Here is a 15,806-nt window from a genome sequence, read left to right on the forward strand (position 1 = left end):
GAAGGAAGTATGAATAGTATCAACCTTGTCTCACAGGCACACCAATGGAGTTAGTTCACCTAAGGGCCAATTCCTAATTCTTAATTCCTACTTAAAAAAGTGAATCCCCGCCTCGCCACGGTGCTCTCGGTGTTGTTTCATCCGTTGATACAGCCCACGTACCTGTTCAGTCTGCTGCTGTACTACCTGCCACCCGAAGTGTTCTCCTATTCGCCGGAAGGCCGACGGTTGATTGTGCTGTTGGTCTTCATTATCACGTTCCTGCTGCCGGTGCTGGGAACCCTGATGATGCAACAGGCCGGACTTATCTCTTCCCTGACCCTGGAGGCCCGCACAGACCGACGCTGGCCCCTTCTGTTAGCCGCTACCTGTTACACCGTGCTCACGGTGGTGTTCTATAGAATGTCCTTCTTTGACAGCTTGTTCTATTTGATGATGGGGGTAATCACCGCCTCGGTCTACCTAACGCTGGTCATCAATCAATTCTGGAAAATAAGCGCCCATAGTATTGGATTAGGAGGCGGTTTGGGAATTTTAGTGCTGCTGCACGGCTGGCTGCCGGAAGGTTATCTGTTGTACCCCATTGTGCTGGGATGCGTGATCTGCGGGGCCGTTATCTCTGCCCGTCTGGCCTTAGGTGCCCATACCTCCAACCAAGTCTACGCGGGTTTCACCTTAGGTTTCCTGCTGGGCATCTCCCTCTGGGGGATGCCCTTGTAAAGCTGCTTTTAAGGTGTTTTTAGAAAAACAGCCTTGAAACAGCAAGCGGCAAGTAAACAGAAAGTTGTGGTAAGCTCTTCACCACCGTGCCAAACAGAATGCCACTATCCTCTCTAAACAGGGCATTTTGAGCCTACTTTTCTTAAACTAGCGCCAAAACGGAACTCGATATCAACATAGCTTTTGCGCTCATAAGAAGATGAGTAAGGATACCTGATGTTCCGCAATCTGGCCGGTGGCTCCCGGCGAGTCTGGAGTCTCGCGCCAGTAGATTCTACCCGGATGCTTCCGCAATGCCGCCTGCTCTAAAGACCTCGTAGCGTCTGTGCCAATGGCGCGCCAATCAGGAGGTTGGCTGTCCAAGGGTGCGTAGAGCGCTCGCGCTAACTCTACCACAACAATGCACAACAATAGCAGGGTCGCCAGTTTACTCTAACCCTGTGAGGTCTTCAAGAACCTCACAGGGTTCTTCGTTTTGGGCCTATTTCCCGCAAAACAGCCCCAAAACGCATCAGTCCTGCTCTGAGCAGGGTTCAAGCTTTCAACTTGGATCTACAATGTCCGGAAGTGTGAAACTTCCGTGAGGCAATGCCTTAAACCGGCTGTTGCTGAGTCAGCAACAGCAAACGCCATTTTATAAACAGTACATCGTAACCCATTCACCTCCCAGGAAAGCCCATGCAGGAGCGTTCCCGCCTGGTGTTGGTTGCGATTAAGAAGGCTTTTACGGATATTGTGGAAGAATTACCCGTTTCCCACATCATGCGATTCAAGTCTTTGGCCCTTCTTGCTTTCTTCAGCCTATTGTTATTTACTTCCTATAAAGGAGAAGCACAAACAGGTAAAACGGAAACCCAGGTTGTTCAGAGCTTTATGCGTTTTCTGGCCGGGCAGAACGGCAGGCACAACCGGGTAGACAAGAACATGTTGCCCTGGAATCTGTCTGACGTGTATGTCAACGACTCCCTCTGGGCGAAGGTCAACATCTCAGATGAAAGTCGGTTGGCGGCTAGGCAGGGGTTGCATGGGGCCGGCCCGCAGCTCAAGATGGATTACCGCCTCGCCAAACCAGAATTTGAGCTAATCAAAAACAGAATGAGAGGGCAGAGGCGGACGGAATGGACAACTCAGGATTTTCCGGAGAACATTGTCGTTTTGCAGCAACTAGGGCTGGCACCGGCCGCCTATTACGCTTATTCCTATCCCATTGTGTTGCTCTCTAAAAAGCTGGTGCTGGTGAAAAGATATTTCCATGCCAGCAATGTATATAACCGTTGGTCTTGCCTAGAGGCTTACCGCATAGACAAAGCCGGTAAATTTACCTTTGAAAACTGCTACCTGAGAACCTATGCCATGTAAGGGCTGAAAAACAACGAGTTGCCGTTATGCAATTCATTCTAAGGTTTTTATCTTTTTTCTAATTGGTTTAATCCAATCACCTTTCTTATATTTAGCAGTACAACCCTACATCTGTCACGAATGAACAAAACCTTACAGCTAGTATTAGGGGCCGCTTTTCTGGCCATGCCCGCCTTTGCCCAACAAGTAGAGCCGTTGGACGCGGCCATCGTAGAGAAAATCCGCCAGGAAGGATTAAACAAATCACAGGTCATGGACATCGCCTTTTACCTGACAGATGTGAACGGCCCGCGCCTTTCGGGGTCTACCGGACTGGCCAAAGCAAACCAATGGACGAAGGAGAAACTGACTTCCTGGGGCTTGCAGAACGCCGTGATTGAACCATGGGGCACGTTCGGGAAAGGCTGGGAAGTGGAGAAGTCGTATCTGGCGCTTACCAAGCCGTATTACCAACCCATGATTGGCTCACCCAAGGCCTGGACACCTAGCACCAACGGGCCGGTGAAAGCACAGGTAATGTTGGTGAAAGCCGCCAAAGAAGAAGATTTAGCGCAGTACGCCGGTAAACTGAAAGGCAAGATTGTGATGATGGAGGTGACCACGCCCATCAAAACCACCTTCACCGCCGATGCCACCCGCTACACCGACGAGCAGCTCCAGAAACTGGCCGAGCCGGTGCAAGCCACCGCCGGACGCACGCCCATGACCGACGAGCAACGGGCCGCCATGATGGCCCGCCGGGCGTTGCTGGGCAAAATGAGCGAAATGTTCCTGAACGAAGGAGCCGTAGCCATGTTCAGCGGACGCAGTGGTTCGCACGGAACCTTCTTCACCAGCAACGGTGCTTCGTACGCCATGGACGCCAAACCAGTATTGCCCGAGTTTGAAGTAGCGCAGGAAGACTTAGCCCGCATGAGCCGCCTTTTGGCCGCCGGAATTCCCGTGGAAGTGGAGTTGGAAAGCAAAACCCGTTTCTTAACCGAAGATCCGCAAGGCTACAACGTCATCGCAGAGATTCCGGGCACCGATAAAAAGCTGAAGTCTGAGATTGTGATGCTGGGCGGTCACATTGACTCCTGGCACGCCGCCACCGGCGCCACTGACAACGCCGCCGGGGTAGCCGTGATGATGGAAGCCGTCCGGATCATCAAAGCCTTGAATTTGCAACCAAAGCGCACCATCCGGATTGCCCTTTGGGGTGGCGAGGAGCAGGGTCTGCACGGTTCGCGTGGCTACGCCAAAAAGCACTTAGGCGATCCTGCTACCATGAAACTGTTGCCGGAGCACGCCAAAATAGCGGCTTATTATAATCTGGACAATGGTTCTGGTAAAATCAGAGGCATTTACACGCAAGGCAACGAGGCCGTGGCGCCGTTGTTCAAAGAGTGGCTGAAGCCGTTCCATGATTTGGGCGCTACCACCGTGACCAACCGCAACACCGGCGGCACCGACCACCTTTCCTTTGACGGTTTGGGTCTGCCCGGCTTCCAGTTCATTCAGGATGGTTTGGAATACAACACCCGCACGCACCACACCAACCAAGACACCTATGACCGCCTGCAGGCCGATGACCTGAAACAAGCCTCTGTGATTGTGGCTTCGTTTGTGTACCAGTCGGCCATTAGAAAAGACAAACTGCCGCGCAAAGCGCTTCCGCAGCCTAGACCGCAGTCGTAAGTTTGCCAAAGCCTATAAAAGGCAGAATGGCCTCTCTTCTTTTGCCGGGAGAAAGGCCATTCTGCCTTTTATACAGATGAATTATGAGTGTTTACCAGTTAATAACCCCTCTTAGTTCAATCCTGCGGCTGAGCATCTGCTAAAGCTCGCTTTTGTGAGAGAATCCCCTCTTGGGAGCTCATCTTGTAGGGAAAAACAGTAGGCATTTTAATGAAAGAGAAGGCGCTTCCTACCCTTCCGCTCGGGTTCCGCTCTTTCGGATTGATAAATCCCCGACCGAGTGGTTCGGGATTGGAAATCCAGAACAGCAACTTTTTGAAACTTCCCTACAAAGGGGTGGGTTGCGGCGCATTTCTGGCTTGCCTACCTTGGTTCTCTGGCGCAGGCATCTGCTTGTGCCTACTGCAATAGATGACCTATTCTGTTTTGCGCCTGTTTTCAAGAAATCAACCTGAAAACGTGCGGAGCCAGGAATGGTAATAGAAAAATTCTAAACAGAGCATCAATCTCCAGACCCAATGAAGAAGTACCGCCTGCCTATTTTGCTTGGTGTATTCATCGTCTTTTCCTTTTACTGCCACGGCCAGGCTCCTTCCGTCAACAACATCGTGCCCAAACCTGTCTCCTATACCGCTACTGGTGAAAGACCGGTAACCATCAATCGGCAAACCAAGATTGTGGCCGATGCCCAGTTCCAGGAGCAGGCGGTGTATTTGCAGGAACTGCTCACAAATCAGCTAGGGCTTGCCTTGGAAATTGCCACCCCGGAAACGAAGCAGGGAAAGCATTCCAAAATTGTTCTGGCCCATGATACCATTGAAGCCCACCGGCCCGAGATGTACTGGCTGGAGTCTGGCGGATCTATCATCAGAATGAAGGCCAGAGATGTGGCCGGCATGGTGCACGGCATCCAGACGCTGTTACAGTTGCTTCCGCTGGAGAAAGTAAAGCAAGTGGCGTTCCCCACAGTAGAAATCAAGGATTATCCGCGCTTCGCGTACCGCGGCATGCACCTGGACGTAAGCCGCCATATTTTCCCGGTTGATTTCCTGAAGAAGTACCTAGACTATCTGGCGTTCCATAAGTTCAACAACTTCCACTGGCACCTCACCGATGACCAGGGCTGGCGGCTGGAAATAAAAAGCTACCCCAAACTGACTCAAGTGGGTGCCTGGCGAAACTCTACGCTCATTGGGCATTTCAAAGACACGCCCGCCCGCTATGACTCTATCCGCTACGGCGGATTTTACACCCAGGATCAAGTGCGGGAAGTGGTGCGCTACGCCGCTATCAGAGGCATCAACGTCATCCCCGAGATTGATATTCCGGGCCATAGCCGGGCGATTATTGCCGCGTACCCAGAGTTCAGCACCCGACCCGATACCGTTTGGCAGGTAGCCAATACCTGGGGCATGTACAACCGCCAGAACAACGTGTTGGCCCCAAACCCCGCTACTTTTCAGTTTCTGGAGACCGTGTCCCACGAGGTGGCCGATCTGTTCCCTTCAGAGTACATCCACATTGGCGGCGATGAGTGCAGCAAGATCTGGTGGAAAGCCGACCCAAAGACGCAGGCATTTATGAAAGCCAACAACCTCAAAGACGAGAAAGAACTGCAGACCTACTTCATCAAACAGGTATCGGGCTATCTGGCCAAAAAGAACAAGAAAGTGATTGGCTGGCACGAGATTCTGGAAGGTGACCTGGATACCACGGCGGTGATCATGAACTGGGGAGGCGCCAAACAAGGGATTGAGGCAGCCCAACGGCGGCACCCCGTGATTATGTCGCCCGGTAATCCGCTGTATTTTGACAATTACCAGTCCAAAGACCCCAGAGACAGCCTGGCCATCCATGGCTACAATCCGCTAGACGCCGTGTACCACTTCAACCCGGTACCGGCAGAGCTGCAGCAACTCAAACTGGACAAATACATTCTGGGTGCCCAGGCCAACGTCTGGACGGAGTACATGGGCTATCCTTCAAAGGTGGAATACATGGTGTTCCCGCGCATGACCGCCCTCAGCGAAGTACTCTGGACAGATCCCAAACAGAAGAACTTCACTGATTTCAAGCGAAGGGTTCATGCGACCATGTTGCCCAGATACACCTTCTGGGGAAGCGCGTATTTCAAAGACTTTGAACGCTGGACAATCGCCGATAAATAAAACCCGGTAGTACGTTTCTTTTGCTGAGATAAGGCACTATTCTGTTTCGGGCACCGTTTCAAGAAAGCGGCCCAGAAACAGAGATAAGCTTGAGTACTAGGTATAAACCTGTATATTTACCCATTGCCCATTTACTTTTACCCATGGCTTCACATCCATCTGCGCTGTTGCTCAACTGCATGCTCACCATCTCGTTCCTGATCTTGATGTGGCGCTTAGAAGACCCTAATATCATAGTGACCCTTGCGGCTTTTCTGGGGTTTATGATGTTTGTGGTTCTAAAGATCATCATAGTCTTGCGGGAACGGAAAGGCAAATCTTCTAAATAGCTTTATCTATGGAATCATTCTTTTTAAACCTATCCCCCTCCAACCAGAACGGCTCTGCGCTTTCAAAGCTGTATCTGTTCATGGCGGCGGTGTTCTTTCTACTAGGCGGATTGGGCGTTTACAGGCAGTACACGGCCAATGAAGTAGCCCTAAGTGTGTACCTTTTGCCTTTGCTGCAACTGGCGTTAGCCATTTCTTACATCATAGTGGCCTGGCGCCGCCGGAAGCCTGCTGGTTCCAGCTATGTGCAGGTAACGGAAGAACAGTTAGAGCTAAAGCTATCCCTCAACCAGGCTTCGGTTGTCTTGCCCTGGAATACCATCAGCTTGCTGCGGGTGCAGTCAGATAAACTGTTGTACCGGCTTACCTCGGGGCAAACGGGTCAGATTGAGTTCGACTCTATTCCGGAAGAATATGAAGAGGCGGTGCGCGATGCCATCCGCCAGGCCGGGAAACGCAAAGGCGTGAGTCTGTAACTACCACAAACATGATTTCTCAGCCGCAGGGCGTTTTGGGGCTGTTTTCATGAAAACAGCCCCAAAACGCCCTGCGGCTTTTTTGTTCCTCCCCAGACAAAGCTGCTGCTGTAGTCTCTGCACGTGTCTGAATCTGTAGAAATGCTGCTTGAAAAAGAAATTCCCTCCTGGAAGCTGATCTTGTAAGAACAAAGCAAAGGTGCTTTGTTGAGGCCTAAAATGAATAAACAGAGCAAAAATATAATCAAGCTTGCCTCGTTTTTAGCTCCTTTTTCCTAAAACAGCCTCAAAACAGCTTTCCAGGTGTGTCATACCTCTATTGTATGATAGGTGCCTTTGAAGGAGATGCTGATGCAGTAGCCCCCACCCTTACCCCCCGAGGAGGGGAAATACGCCTTTGCAGGGGATAGGAGGCATTACAACCCGTGATACCAAATCACCTTAACGATCTTCCTTTACTGGTTAGATGCCCCCTGACACAAGCAGACGCTTGCGCCGGAAAACCAATGGGAGCAGGTAAATACTAGTTGGCATAACCGCTACTACATTATTTACTTTCCCCGGTTCTAGTCTTTCCTGAGCGCTACCGCCAAAGATGACACAATACAGCACGTGCACCCACGCAACAAACAGAAAAGCCAAGGAGACAGCATACAGCCTGCACCTGCTAATTTTCCTCAGCAGGCATGAGGCGCATCAACAGTAACTTGCAAGTAGAGGCTATTTGGACTTTTCTGAGGGCATAGTTAACCCTTCGCACGCCAAGCCGTAAAAAGAGCAGATGAGAATTATCCGCTTGCCATCAGTACAAGATCTAAACTATGAAAAATTACCTGTCCTGTATGCTCTTCGTGGCCGCTGTGTCCTTGTTCTCCAGTTGTGGCGGCTCCTCCTCAGATGCGACCTCCGTAGACGCGGCGGGCAAGCACAACGAGGATCTGCTGGAAAGTACCGGCAAAGAGGCACGGGCCGGCTGGTTTGTGGCGGAGGCAGGCAGCGGCAGCATGTTTGAGGTGGAGTTGGGCCGGCTGGCCAGCAGCAAAGCCACAGACCCCCGGGTGAGGCAACTGGGCGAGTTGATGTTGAACCACCATACCCAGGCCAATGCCCAACTGAAACAGATTGCCAACCTGAAGAACCTGATGGTGCCCACCAGGCTGAGCGACGATCATCAGAAAACCTACAATCAAATCATGAGCAGTTCTGGGGCCGCGTTTGACAAAGCGTACCTGGAGGCAGTAGTGGAAGACCATAAAGAAGCCATTGAAAAGTTTGAAGAGATGTCTGAAGATGGAACAGACGTAGAACTGAAGGCTTTCGCGGGGAAGAATCTCCCCACCCTGCGCGCGCACCTGCTACAGGTAGAGCAACTGGAAGATGAAATGGAGCCTAGATAGTGTTTCCTACACCAACAGCCGTAGCTGCCTCAGCGAGCCGTACATGAAATCATTTTCTGGTCTAGTGACATGGCGAAGGGCAGCCGATAAGAAAGAGAAAGAACTATGAAAAAGATATTTTATGGAATGGCGGCCTGGTCTATAGTGGCTGGAGCAGCCTGTAGCAGAATAGATGCCAATACGTCTAACACGGTGCCCACCACAGATGCCTACGCAGCAACGGTTACCGCCACCAATGCCGCGACCGGAATGGTGGGAGTGGGCGGTTCAACAGTAGATGCTTACGTGGCTCCCGGCACCACCAGCAACGTGGCCGGAACCGGAACCATGCGGTACGGTACCCGCAACATCACAGAGGCTACTTTCCTCATGGAGGCCGCCAGTGGCAGTATGATGGAAGTGCAGCTAGGCAAGCTGGCCTTAGAGCGCAGCGCGAACTCAGAAGTGAAAAAATTCGCCCAGATGTTGGTAGACCACCATACCAAAGCGCACCAGGAACTCATAACCATTGCCTCTGGCATGAACATTACCCTTCCGTCTTCGCTTTTGCCCATGCACCAAGAACTGGCAGACCAGTTGTCTAAACTAACCGGTAATGAGTTTGATAAAGAATACATAGATGAAATAGAGGATGTGCATGAAAGTGACATCGCTTTGTTTGACGTAGTGAGTAATGCGGCACCCACCACAACGGTAAAAGCCTTTGCCATCAGAACCCTTCCTGTGCTCCGTATTCATGAGCACCAGGCAGATGAACTGGAAGCCAAAGTGAGTAAGTAAGAAGTATTGCTTTAGAAGAAAGAGCCTGCTGCAGCAGGCTCTTTCTTCTAAAGCATTTCCTATTTCCGTCCCCTTCAGAAATAGCCACCCGCTTAGAAGATCAAATAGAGTAGTGCTCTGCTAACGTTTAAAGAGCTTCTTCGCCGCAGACGATACCCGTTACCGGCTTCCGGAAGATGAAAATAATCTGCTATCCAGTACTTGCCCTGTTTCTGGCCTTCGGCACCTCCTGCAGTGGTGACCAGAAGAACACGCCGTCTACCACAGACTCAGAGGCGGCGGCAGACGGCTCTGCCGAAAGTCCCGCCGCTGCTACCAATAGCGCAGGCAGCAGCGGCATGGGTGGTGCCGTGCCTATCCATGCCCTGGCCTCAGATACGTTGTATTCAGACTCCACTAATCTGGAGTAGGGAAGCTGCAAGTGATTGTGAATCACGGTTTATCTATTGCAAAATCAGTATTTGTTCAAGAGAAATGTGTTAACTGCTACCCAGTTAGTGCGTATACAAGCCAGAACGAACTAGAATGAAACAAACAAAAACTATGAGAAAAGTAATGTCAATGCTGGTGGCCGGAGCAATGCTTGCGGGCACAGCGTGTACGAGCACGAATACAGCTACTGGTACTACCGGAACAGGTTCCGGCACTACCGGAGGAACTACTACAGGCACCACCGGAACTACCGGGGGCGGTACCACTGGTGGAATGAACGGCGGAACCACAACTGGAACTACTGGTGGTACTACTACCGGCGGAACCACTGGTGGTACTACTGGCACAACAGCTGGCGGTACCGCCGCCGGAGCTGCGGGAGGCACTACCATGGACATGACCAACATGACAGATGCCATGTTCATGATGACCGCCGCCAGCAGCAACATGTTTGAGATTCAGGCAGGGAAGTTAGCCACGCAGAATGCCTCTCATGCCGAAGTGAAAAAGTTTGCCCAAATGATGGTAGACCACCACACCAGAGCCAGCCAGGAGCAGATGACCCTCGCTTCCCAAATGAAAATCACTCTGCCTACAACCTTGATGCCTATACACCAGACCATGCTGGACAGGTTGAAAGGAAAAACAGGCAAAGGCTTTGACGAAGACTACATGGACGCCATGGAAACAGCCCATAAAATGGACATTGCCATGTTCCAGATGAAAAGCGCCAATGCAGAAACGCCTCCCGTGAAAGCCCTGGCCACCAAGACCCTTCCTATGTTGAAATCGCATCAGGAAATGGCCACCAAACTTGAAGATCAGGTAGATTGATTTCGGCCTTTCTGGCCATACCATACTGTCTGGGTTTCCAGGGCGTTTCAGCAGAAACACCCTGGAAACCCAGACATTCTTTTAGAGCGGGTTTACATTTCGTTTTCGCAGCGCAAAAGCCAAAGTTTAAAAGTAGCGGTATCACCAAGTAATTTAACTCAAGCCCAAGGCCTGCGTATAAAAACTAGTCTATAAACAGTTCTACACGCGATCATCTTTAAAACTATGAAAAGAATAATGCCCTTCTTTGCCGCCGCCGCCTTGCTAACTGGCGCAGCCTGTGACACCTATACCTCCACGACAGATCCTGCTACTTACGCTACCGGCTACGGTTTTCCCGGCGATAATAATAGCGTGGGTACCGGCAATACCGGCAGCATGGGCGTAGCCGAAGCCAACAACAACGCTACCTTAGATAATCCGGCCACCGGCACCAACTCAGACAGCGTAAATGCAAACCAGAACCTGGATCATCTCTTTGCCATGAGAGCCGCCAGCGGTGGCATGTTTGAGGTAGCAGCGGGTAAACTAGCCTCTACCCAAGGACAGAATGCCGAAGTGAAGCAGTTTGGCCAACGCATGGTCACCGACCACACCAAGGCCAACACCGAACTTCAGGCTATTGCCTCCGCCAAAGGCATTACCCTGCCAACCGCGCTTATGCCAGAGCACCAGCAGCACCTGGACATGCTGTCCAAGCTGACCGAGCTTGAGTTTGACAAAGCGTATATGCAGCACATGGTAGAGGCCCACGAAATGGACATCAAACAGTTTGACCAGGAAGCCAAAAACGGCAAAGATCCCGAGATAAAGGCTTTTGCCGCTAAAAACCTGCCTATTCTGCAAGAACACCGCAAGATGGCCCAGCCAATTTATGAACAGGTGGGTAGAGCCAGGCAACAAGCAGTAAGCAGATAAACCACCTTCTCTCCCAAAGCACAACCTGCCTGCCCCAGACCTCTGGTGCAGGCAGGTTGCTTTTTAGGCTATTTTCAGAAAACCAGCCCGAAAAGGAACGAGCTATCTTCTGGGCAGCTCTTGAGGCAGGTGTTTTTTGGAAGCCTGAATTCAGTACCTTTGGGCAAACTTTACAAAAACAATGAAACATATCATGCCATTCTTCGCGGCTTGCGCGCTGTTTGCCGGGGTTGCCTGTTCTACGTACACTTCCACCACAGACCCCAATGATAAGGGTTCAGGTACTGCGCTTGACGCGGAAGTAGGATCTTCTACGCCAGCTGCTGCCCAGGCGCATCCTACTACTGCTACAACCCACGCCTCCGCTGAAACTGCTCCTGAAGCAAAAGCAGATACTACTGCCGCCCACGCAGCAGAAGCAGCTCACTAGTTCTAAAGGCCAATCGTCTTTCACTTGTCTTCCTCTTTACCAGAAGCTCAGATTTCCCGAAGGGAGGAAAGCCCATAAAACAGAAATGCCTCGCTCCAAAGCAAGGCATTTCTGTTTTATGTAGCCCTGAGATTTATGATTCGTCCCCAACGCGTGTGAGCTACCTGCGGCGTCCCGCCGCTTCTAGGTATATTTATTAAGTACGGAGACAGCATTGCGTTATCCTATTTGTCTTCCTCCTGGAAGGATCTTGTGGGCGAACTAGAATAGCTTTGATGGAGCACTAGTGCCGTTCGCCACCTAAGATCCTTCCAGGAAGACAACCAAAGAGTAGGACAAATTAATTTTATCCGCCTACTTCACGCACCCAAGTTGCCCTTTGCAGAAGCTGAACAAACGTATAGCCTTAGTCAATCCACCCCTATCCTTTCCAGGCTCCTCTTGTAGGGAAACTTTGGCTGATGTCGCTGCTGCGGAGTTCCCCTCCGCCGGGAGCCATGGGCAAAAGAAGGGGAGTGGAACTCCGAAAGAGCGGGGATGGTGTTTTGGGCCTGTTTTTCGGAAAACGCACCTAAAACGCACCAATCCGCTTCCCCAACAGGACGGGAGAAAAGCGGTTCAAGCTGTCCTTCCCCTGCTTTGGCTTGTCAGGGGACAGGCCAAGGAAGCGATCAGCCGCTTTTTTCCCTTACAAGATGAACTCCCGGGAGGGGATTCTTCTTTCTTTTGCGGTATTTCCCTCCTCTGAGGCTCATCCTACCCCACCGGATTTTGTACGCATTCCGTCCCCCTTTGAAGGGGGTAGGGGGATGAGAAAGGCGGAAGAAGAGACAAGGCTTTTGTTCAATGCTAAACAGCCGGTGTAAAGAACAAGGAACGCCATTACCAGCAGGAGTAATCATTCCCCTACCCCCTTCAAAGGGGGACGATTAGATACCGTGCTCCTTTGTTTTAGCCTTATGGGGTAGGGTGAGTTTCACCGGCGTGAATAAATCGCAACTTGAGTTAACGTATACAAAGTGGCCAGAGATCGCGGGCTACTCACACGCGCCGGGGACACGAGCGAGTGTTATATTCTACCCTGTTTTATCGTTTCAGGGCTGATTTTCTGAAATCAGCCCTGAAAGACTATTCGGTTTTCTTTTTCCGGCCCGGGGCCTTTTTCTCTTTCACAAGCGTTGTGGCAGCAGCATCTGTCTCAACGGTTTCCTTTTTCTTCCGCCCGCGGGGTTTCTTCTCTTTTTCCACTTCTTCGGCGGGCTCGTCTTCGGGTTCATCGGCTACAAACACCGGCGCGTCTACGTAATGGCTGGTGCTCAGTTCCTCTTTCAGGAAGCGGGCGGTGTAGCCTAAGTTCAGTTCCGCTACTTCCTCTGGGGTTCCCTGGGCCACAATCATGCCGCCCTTCGCACCGCCTTCGGCCCCAATGTCTATCACATGGTCAGCGACCTTGATCAAGTCCATGTTGTGCTCAATAATGAGTACTGAGTTTCCTTTGTCTACCAGCTTGTTCAACACATCAGACAGGTGTTGGATGTCTTGGAAGTGCAGACCGGTGGTGGGTTCATCCAGAATGTAGAGCGTGCGGCCGGTGTCTTTCTTGGAAAGCTCGGTGGCCAGTTTCACGCGCTGCGCCTCGCCACCGGATAAGGTGGTAGCTTGTTGCCCCAGCGTGATGTAGCCGAGGCCTACCTGGTTCAGGGTTTGGATCTTGCGCAGAATACGCGGTTGGTGCTCAAAGAACTCCACGGCGGCTTCCACGGTCATGTCCAGTACATCCGTAATGGACTTTCCTTTGAACCGGACTTCCAGCGTCTCGCGGTTGTAGCGTTTGCCTTTGCAGGTCTCGCAGGGCACGTACACGTCTGGCATGAAGTTCATCTCAATAGTCCGCATGCCCGCGCCTTCACAAGTTTCGCACCGTCCGCCTTTCACGTTGAAGGAGAAGCGTCCGGCGGCATAACCTCTAATCTTCGCCTCGGGCATAGACGCGAACAAACTGCGGATCTCCGTAAACACGCCGGTGTAGGTAGCCGGGTTAGAGCGCGGCGTACGGCCAATAGGGCTTTGGTCTACCTCAATCACCTTGTCAATGTGCTCCAGGCCTTCAATGGCTTTGAACGGCAGCGGCTCGCGCTTGGCGTTGAAGAAGTACTTGTTCAGGATGGGGTAGAGCGTGTCATGGATCAATGACGATTTTCCACTGCCTGACACCCCCGTTACGCAAATCAGTTTACCCAACGGCAACTCCAGCGTCACGTCTTTCAGGTTATGGCCCGTGGCGCCGCGCAAAGTCAGGCTTTTGCCGTTTCCTTCGCGTTTGTGCTTGCGCACCGGAATGCCTCTTCTGTAGCTCAGGTAATCTGAGGTAGTGGTGCCGCTTTCCATCATTTCCTTTGGCGTACCAGCCGTTACGACTTGTCCGCCGTGCACACCCGCACCCGGCCCAATGTCCACCACGTAATCGGCGGCCAGAATCATGTCCTTGTCGTGCTCCACCACCACCACCGAGTTGCCCAAGTCCCGAAGGTCTTGCAGGGCCTTGATGAGTTTCTCGTTGTCGCGCTGGTGCAGCCCAATGCTGGGTTCGTCCATGATGTACAACACGCCTACCAACTGCGTGCCTATCTGCGTAGCCAGCCGTATCCGCTGGCTCTCGCCCCCGGATAATGTGCGTACCGAGCGGTGCAGGTGCAGGTATTCCAACCCCACATCCACCAAAAAGCCAATCCGTTTCCGGATCTCTTTCAGCAGTTCGCGGGCAATCAGGTTCTGGCGTTCGCTCAGGCGTTCCTCCAAATTGGCTACCCAATCGGCCAGTTCCTGGATGTCCATTTCAGACAGTTGGCCAATATGCTTGTTGTCCAGCTTAAAGTGGAGCGATTCTTTTTTCAGGCGGTAGCCGTTGCACTCGGGGCAGGTGCTTTGCTGCGTATATTCCTGCACCCAGTTGCGCACGTTGTCTGAGTCAGACTCCAGCTGTTTTTTCAGGAAGTTGAGCACGCCCTCAAACACGAACGGCTCTTTCTTGCCTTTGGGATCTTCTTCCTCAAAACCATATAACAGGTGGTGCCAGGCTTCTTCGGGAATGTCTTGGATGGGAACGGTGAGCGCGGTTTTGTGGCGTTTCAGTAAGGCCTGAATCTGGGCGAAAATCCAGATGTCGCGGTACTCACCCAGCGGTGCGATGCCGCCCCGGCTGATGCTTACGCTTTTGTCTGGCACAATGGATTCCTCGGTCAATTCCTCAATTTCACCCAACCCGTTACACACCGGGCAAGCGCCGTACGGCGAGTTGAACGAGAAGGTATTAGGCGCCGGGTCATCATAGGCGATGCCCGTGGCTGGATCCATCAAGTGCCGGGAATAGAACTGCGTCTCGTTGGTATCCGCATCCATGGCCAAAGCGGTGCCTTTGCCGTGTTGCAACGCGTTCTGGATGGAGGTAGACAGGCGGTACCGGTCATCGGCCGAAGGCACCAGCTTGTCAATCACAATCTCTATGTCGTGGATTTTGTAGCGGTCTACCTGCATCTTGGGCGTGAGTTCCACCAATTCTCCGTCAATGCGGGCGCGCAGGAAACCCATCTTTCTTATCTGTTCAAACAGCTCACGGTAATGGCCTTTCCGGCCTTTTACCACCGGGGCCAGAATGATGGTGCGCTTGCCGTTGAAGTGTTCCAAAATGTGCTGCACAATCTGGTCATCAGACTGCTTCATCATCTTCTCGCCGGTCACATAGCTGAACGCCTCCCCGGTGCGGGCGTAAAGCAAACGCAGAAAGTCGTAGATCTCAGTGATGGTGCCCACCGTGGAGCGGGGGTTGCGCGAGGTGGTTTTCTGCTCAATGGAAATCACCGGCGAAAGGCCTTCAATCTTGTCCACGTTGGGCCGTTCCAATCCGCCCAGAAAGGAGCGGGCGTAGGCAGAAAACGTCTCCATGTAGCGGCGCTGCCCCTCGGCGTAGATGGTGTCAAAGGCAAGCGAAGATTTCCCGCTGCCGCTGATGCCCGTGAACACCACCAACTGGTTGCGCGGTATTTTCAGGCTGATGTTCTTGAGGTTGTGTTCCCGCGCCCCGTACACTTCAATGAAGGGCACATCTGCGATGGAAGAAGTATTTTTGGCTACCGGCGTAGCAACAGAATCTTTTGGCATCATCCGACTTGGTTCGGTTTAAAGAGCAAAGGTAGGCATTCCCGCGCTACAAAAGGAGCGGGCAATCCATCTCTTCTTAACCGAATTCAGAGCGGATTAGTTTAGTGGAGGAAGAGGTTTTTAGGGTG

The 15,806-nt window shown here is 52.0% G+C and carries 14 protein-coding genes; 12 read left to right on the forward strand and 2 right to left on the reverse strand.

From position 1 onward, the window contains the following. Positions 1–99 precede the first annotated feature (99 nt). A complete protein-coding gene (locus HHO50_RS05925; protein WP_181305071.1) occupies positions 100–720 on the forward strand; it encodes a hypothetical protein in 621 nt (206 codons plus the stop codon). 189 nt (positions 721–909) lie between these two features. On the opposite strand, the gene HHO50_RS05930 is transcribed toward HHO50_RS05925, so the two are convergent. After that, the gene (locus HHO50_RS05930) at positions 910–1,083 is read right to left on the reverse strand and encodes a hypothetical protein (protein ID WP_181305072.1); all 174 of its coding nucleotides are present in this window, start codon (positions 1,081–1,083) and stop codon (positions 910–912) included. 315 nt (positions 1,084–1,398) lie between these two features. Here HHO50_RS05930 and HHO50_RS05935 point away from each other — a divergent pair, with 315 nt between their 5' ends. The 11 genes from HHO50_RS05935 (at position 1,399) to HHO50_RS05985 (ending at position 11,520) form a co-directional block, all read left to right on the forward strand. Further along, entirely contained in the window at positions 1,399–2,079 is a 681-nt protein-coding gene (locus tag HHO50_RS05935) for a hypothetical protein (protein ID WP_181305073.1), read from the forward strand. A 120-nt stretch (positions 2,080–2,199) separates the two neighbouring features. Further along, positions 2,200–3,756, forward strand: coding sequence for a M20/M25/M40 family metallo-hydrolase (locus tag HHO50_RS05940; RefSeq protein WP_181305074.1), 1,557 nt, complete (start codon positions 2,200–2,202; stop codon positions 3,754–3,756). Between the two features lie 518 nt (positions 3,757–4,274). Then, a complete protein-coding gene (locus HHO50_RS05945) occupies positions 4,275–5,924 on the forward strand; it encodes a beta-N-acetylhexosaminidase (RefSeq protein WP_181305075.1) in 1,650 nt (549 codons plus the stop codon). A gap of 143 nt (positions 5,925–6,067) precedes the next feature. Beyond that, positions 6,068–6,253, forward strand: a complete 186-nt coding sequence (locus HHO50_RS05950; protein ID WP_181305076.1) for a hypothetical protein — start codon at positions 6,068–6,070, stop codon at positions 6,251–6,253. 8 nt (positions 6,254–6,261) lie between these two features. Continuing rightward, on the forward strand, positions 6,262–6,729 hold the full coding sequence (locus HHO50_RS05955) for a hypothetical protein (RefSeq protein ID WP_181305077.1): 468 nt from the start codon (positions 6,262–6,264) through the stop codon (positions 6,727–6,729). A gap of 821 nt (positions 6,730–7,550) precedes the next feature. After that, entirely contained in the window at positions 7,551–8,126 is a 576-nt protein-coding gene (locus HHO50_RS05960) for a DUF4142 domain-containing protein (protein ID WP_181305078.1), read from the forward strand. A gap of 105 nt (positions 8,127–8,231) precedes the next feature. Next, positions 8,232–8,906: a DUF4142 domain-containing protein gene (locus HHO50_RS05965; protein WP_181305079.1), complete on the forward strand. Its 675-nt coding sequence runs from the start codon at positions 8,232–8,234 to the stop codon at positions 8,904–8,906. Positions 8,907–9,082: 176 nt separating this feature from the next. Further along, on the forward strand, positions 9,083–9,316 hold the full coding sequence (locus HHO50_RS05970) for a hypothetical protein (protein WP_181305080.1): 234 nt from the start codon (positions 9,083–9,085) through the stop codon (positions 9,314–9,316). 133 nt (positions 9,317–9,449) lie between these two features. Then, positions 9,450–10,172, forward strand: coding sequence for a DUF4142 domain-containing protein (locus tag HHO50_RS05975; protein ID WP_181305081.1), 723 nt, complete (start codon positions 9,450–9,452; stop codon positions 10,170–10,172). Positions 10,173–10,397: 225 nt separating this feature from the next. After that, positions 10,398–11,090: a DUF4142 domain-containing protein gene (locus HHO50_RS05980; protein ID WP_181305082.1), complete on the forward strand. Its 693-nt coding sequence runs from the start codon at positions 10,398–10,400 to the stop codon at positions 11,088–11,090. Positions 11,091–11,271: 181 nt separating this feature from the next. Continuing rightward, complete coding sequence (locus tag HHO50_RS05985) at positions 11,272–11,520, forward strand: hypothetical protein (RefSeq protein ID WP_181305083.1); 249 nt, start codon at positions 11,272–11,274, stop codon at positions 11,518–11,520. A 1,128-nt stretch (positions 11,521–12,648) separates the two neighbouring features. Here HHO50_RS05985 and uvrA read toward each other — a convergent pair. Then, positions 12,649–15,681 carry an excinuclease ABC subunit UvrA gene (uvrA, locus tag HHO50_RS05990; protein ID WP_219921449.1) on the reverse strand — a complete coding sequence of 1,011 codons (3,033 nt, stop codon included), beginning with the start codon at positions 15,679–15,681 and terminating at the stop codon, positions 12,649–12,651. Positions 15,682–15,806 lie beyond the last annotated feature (125 nt).

Source organism: Rufibacter sp. XAAS-G3-1 (assembly GCF_013623775.1).
GTDB lineage: Bacteria > Bacteroidota > Bacteroidia > Cytophagales > Hymenobacteraceae > Nibribacter.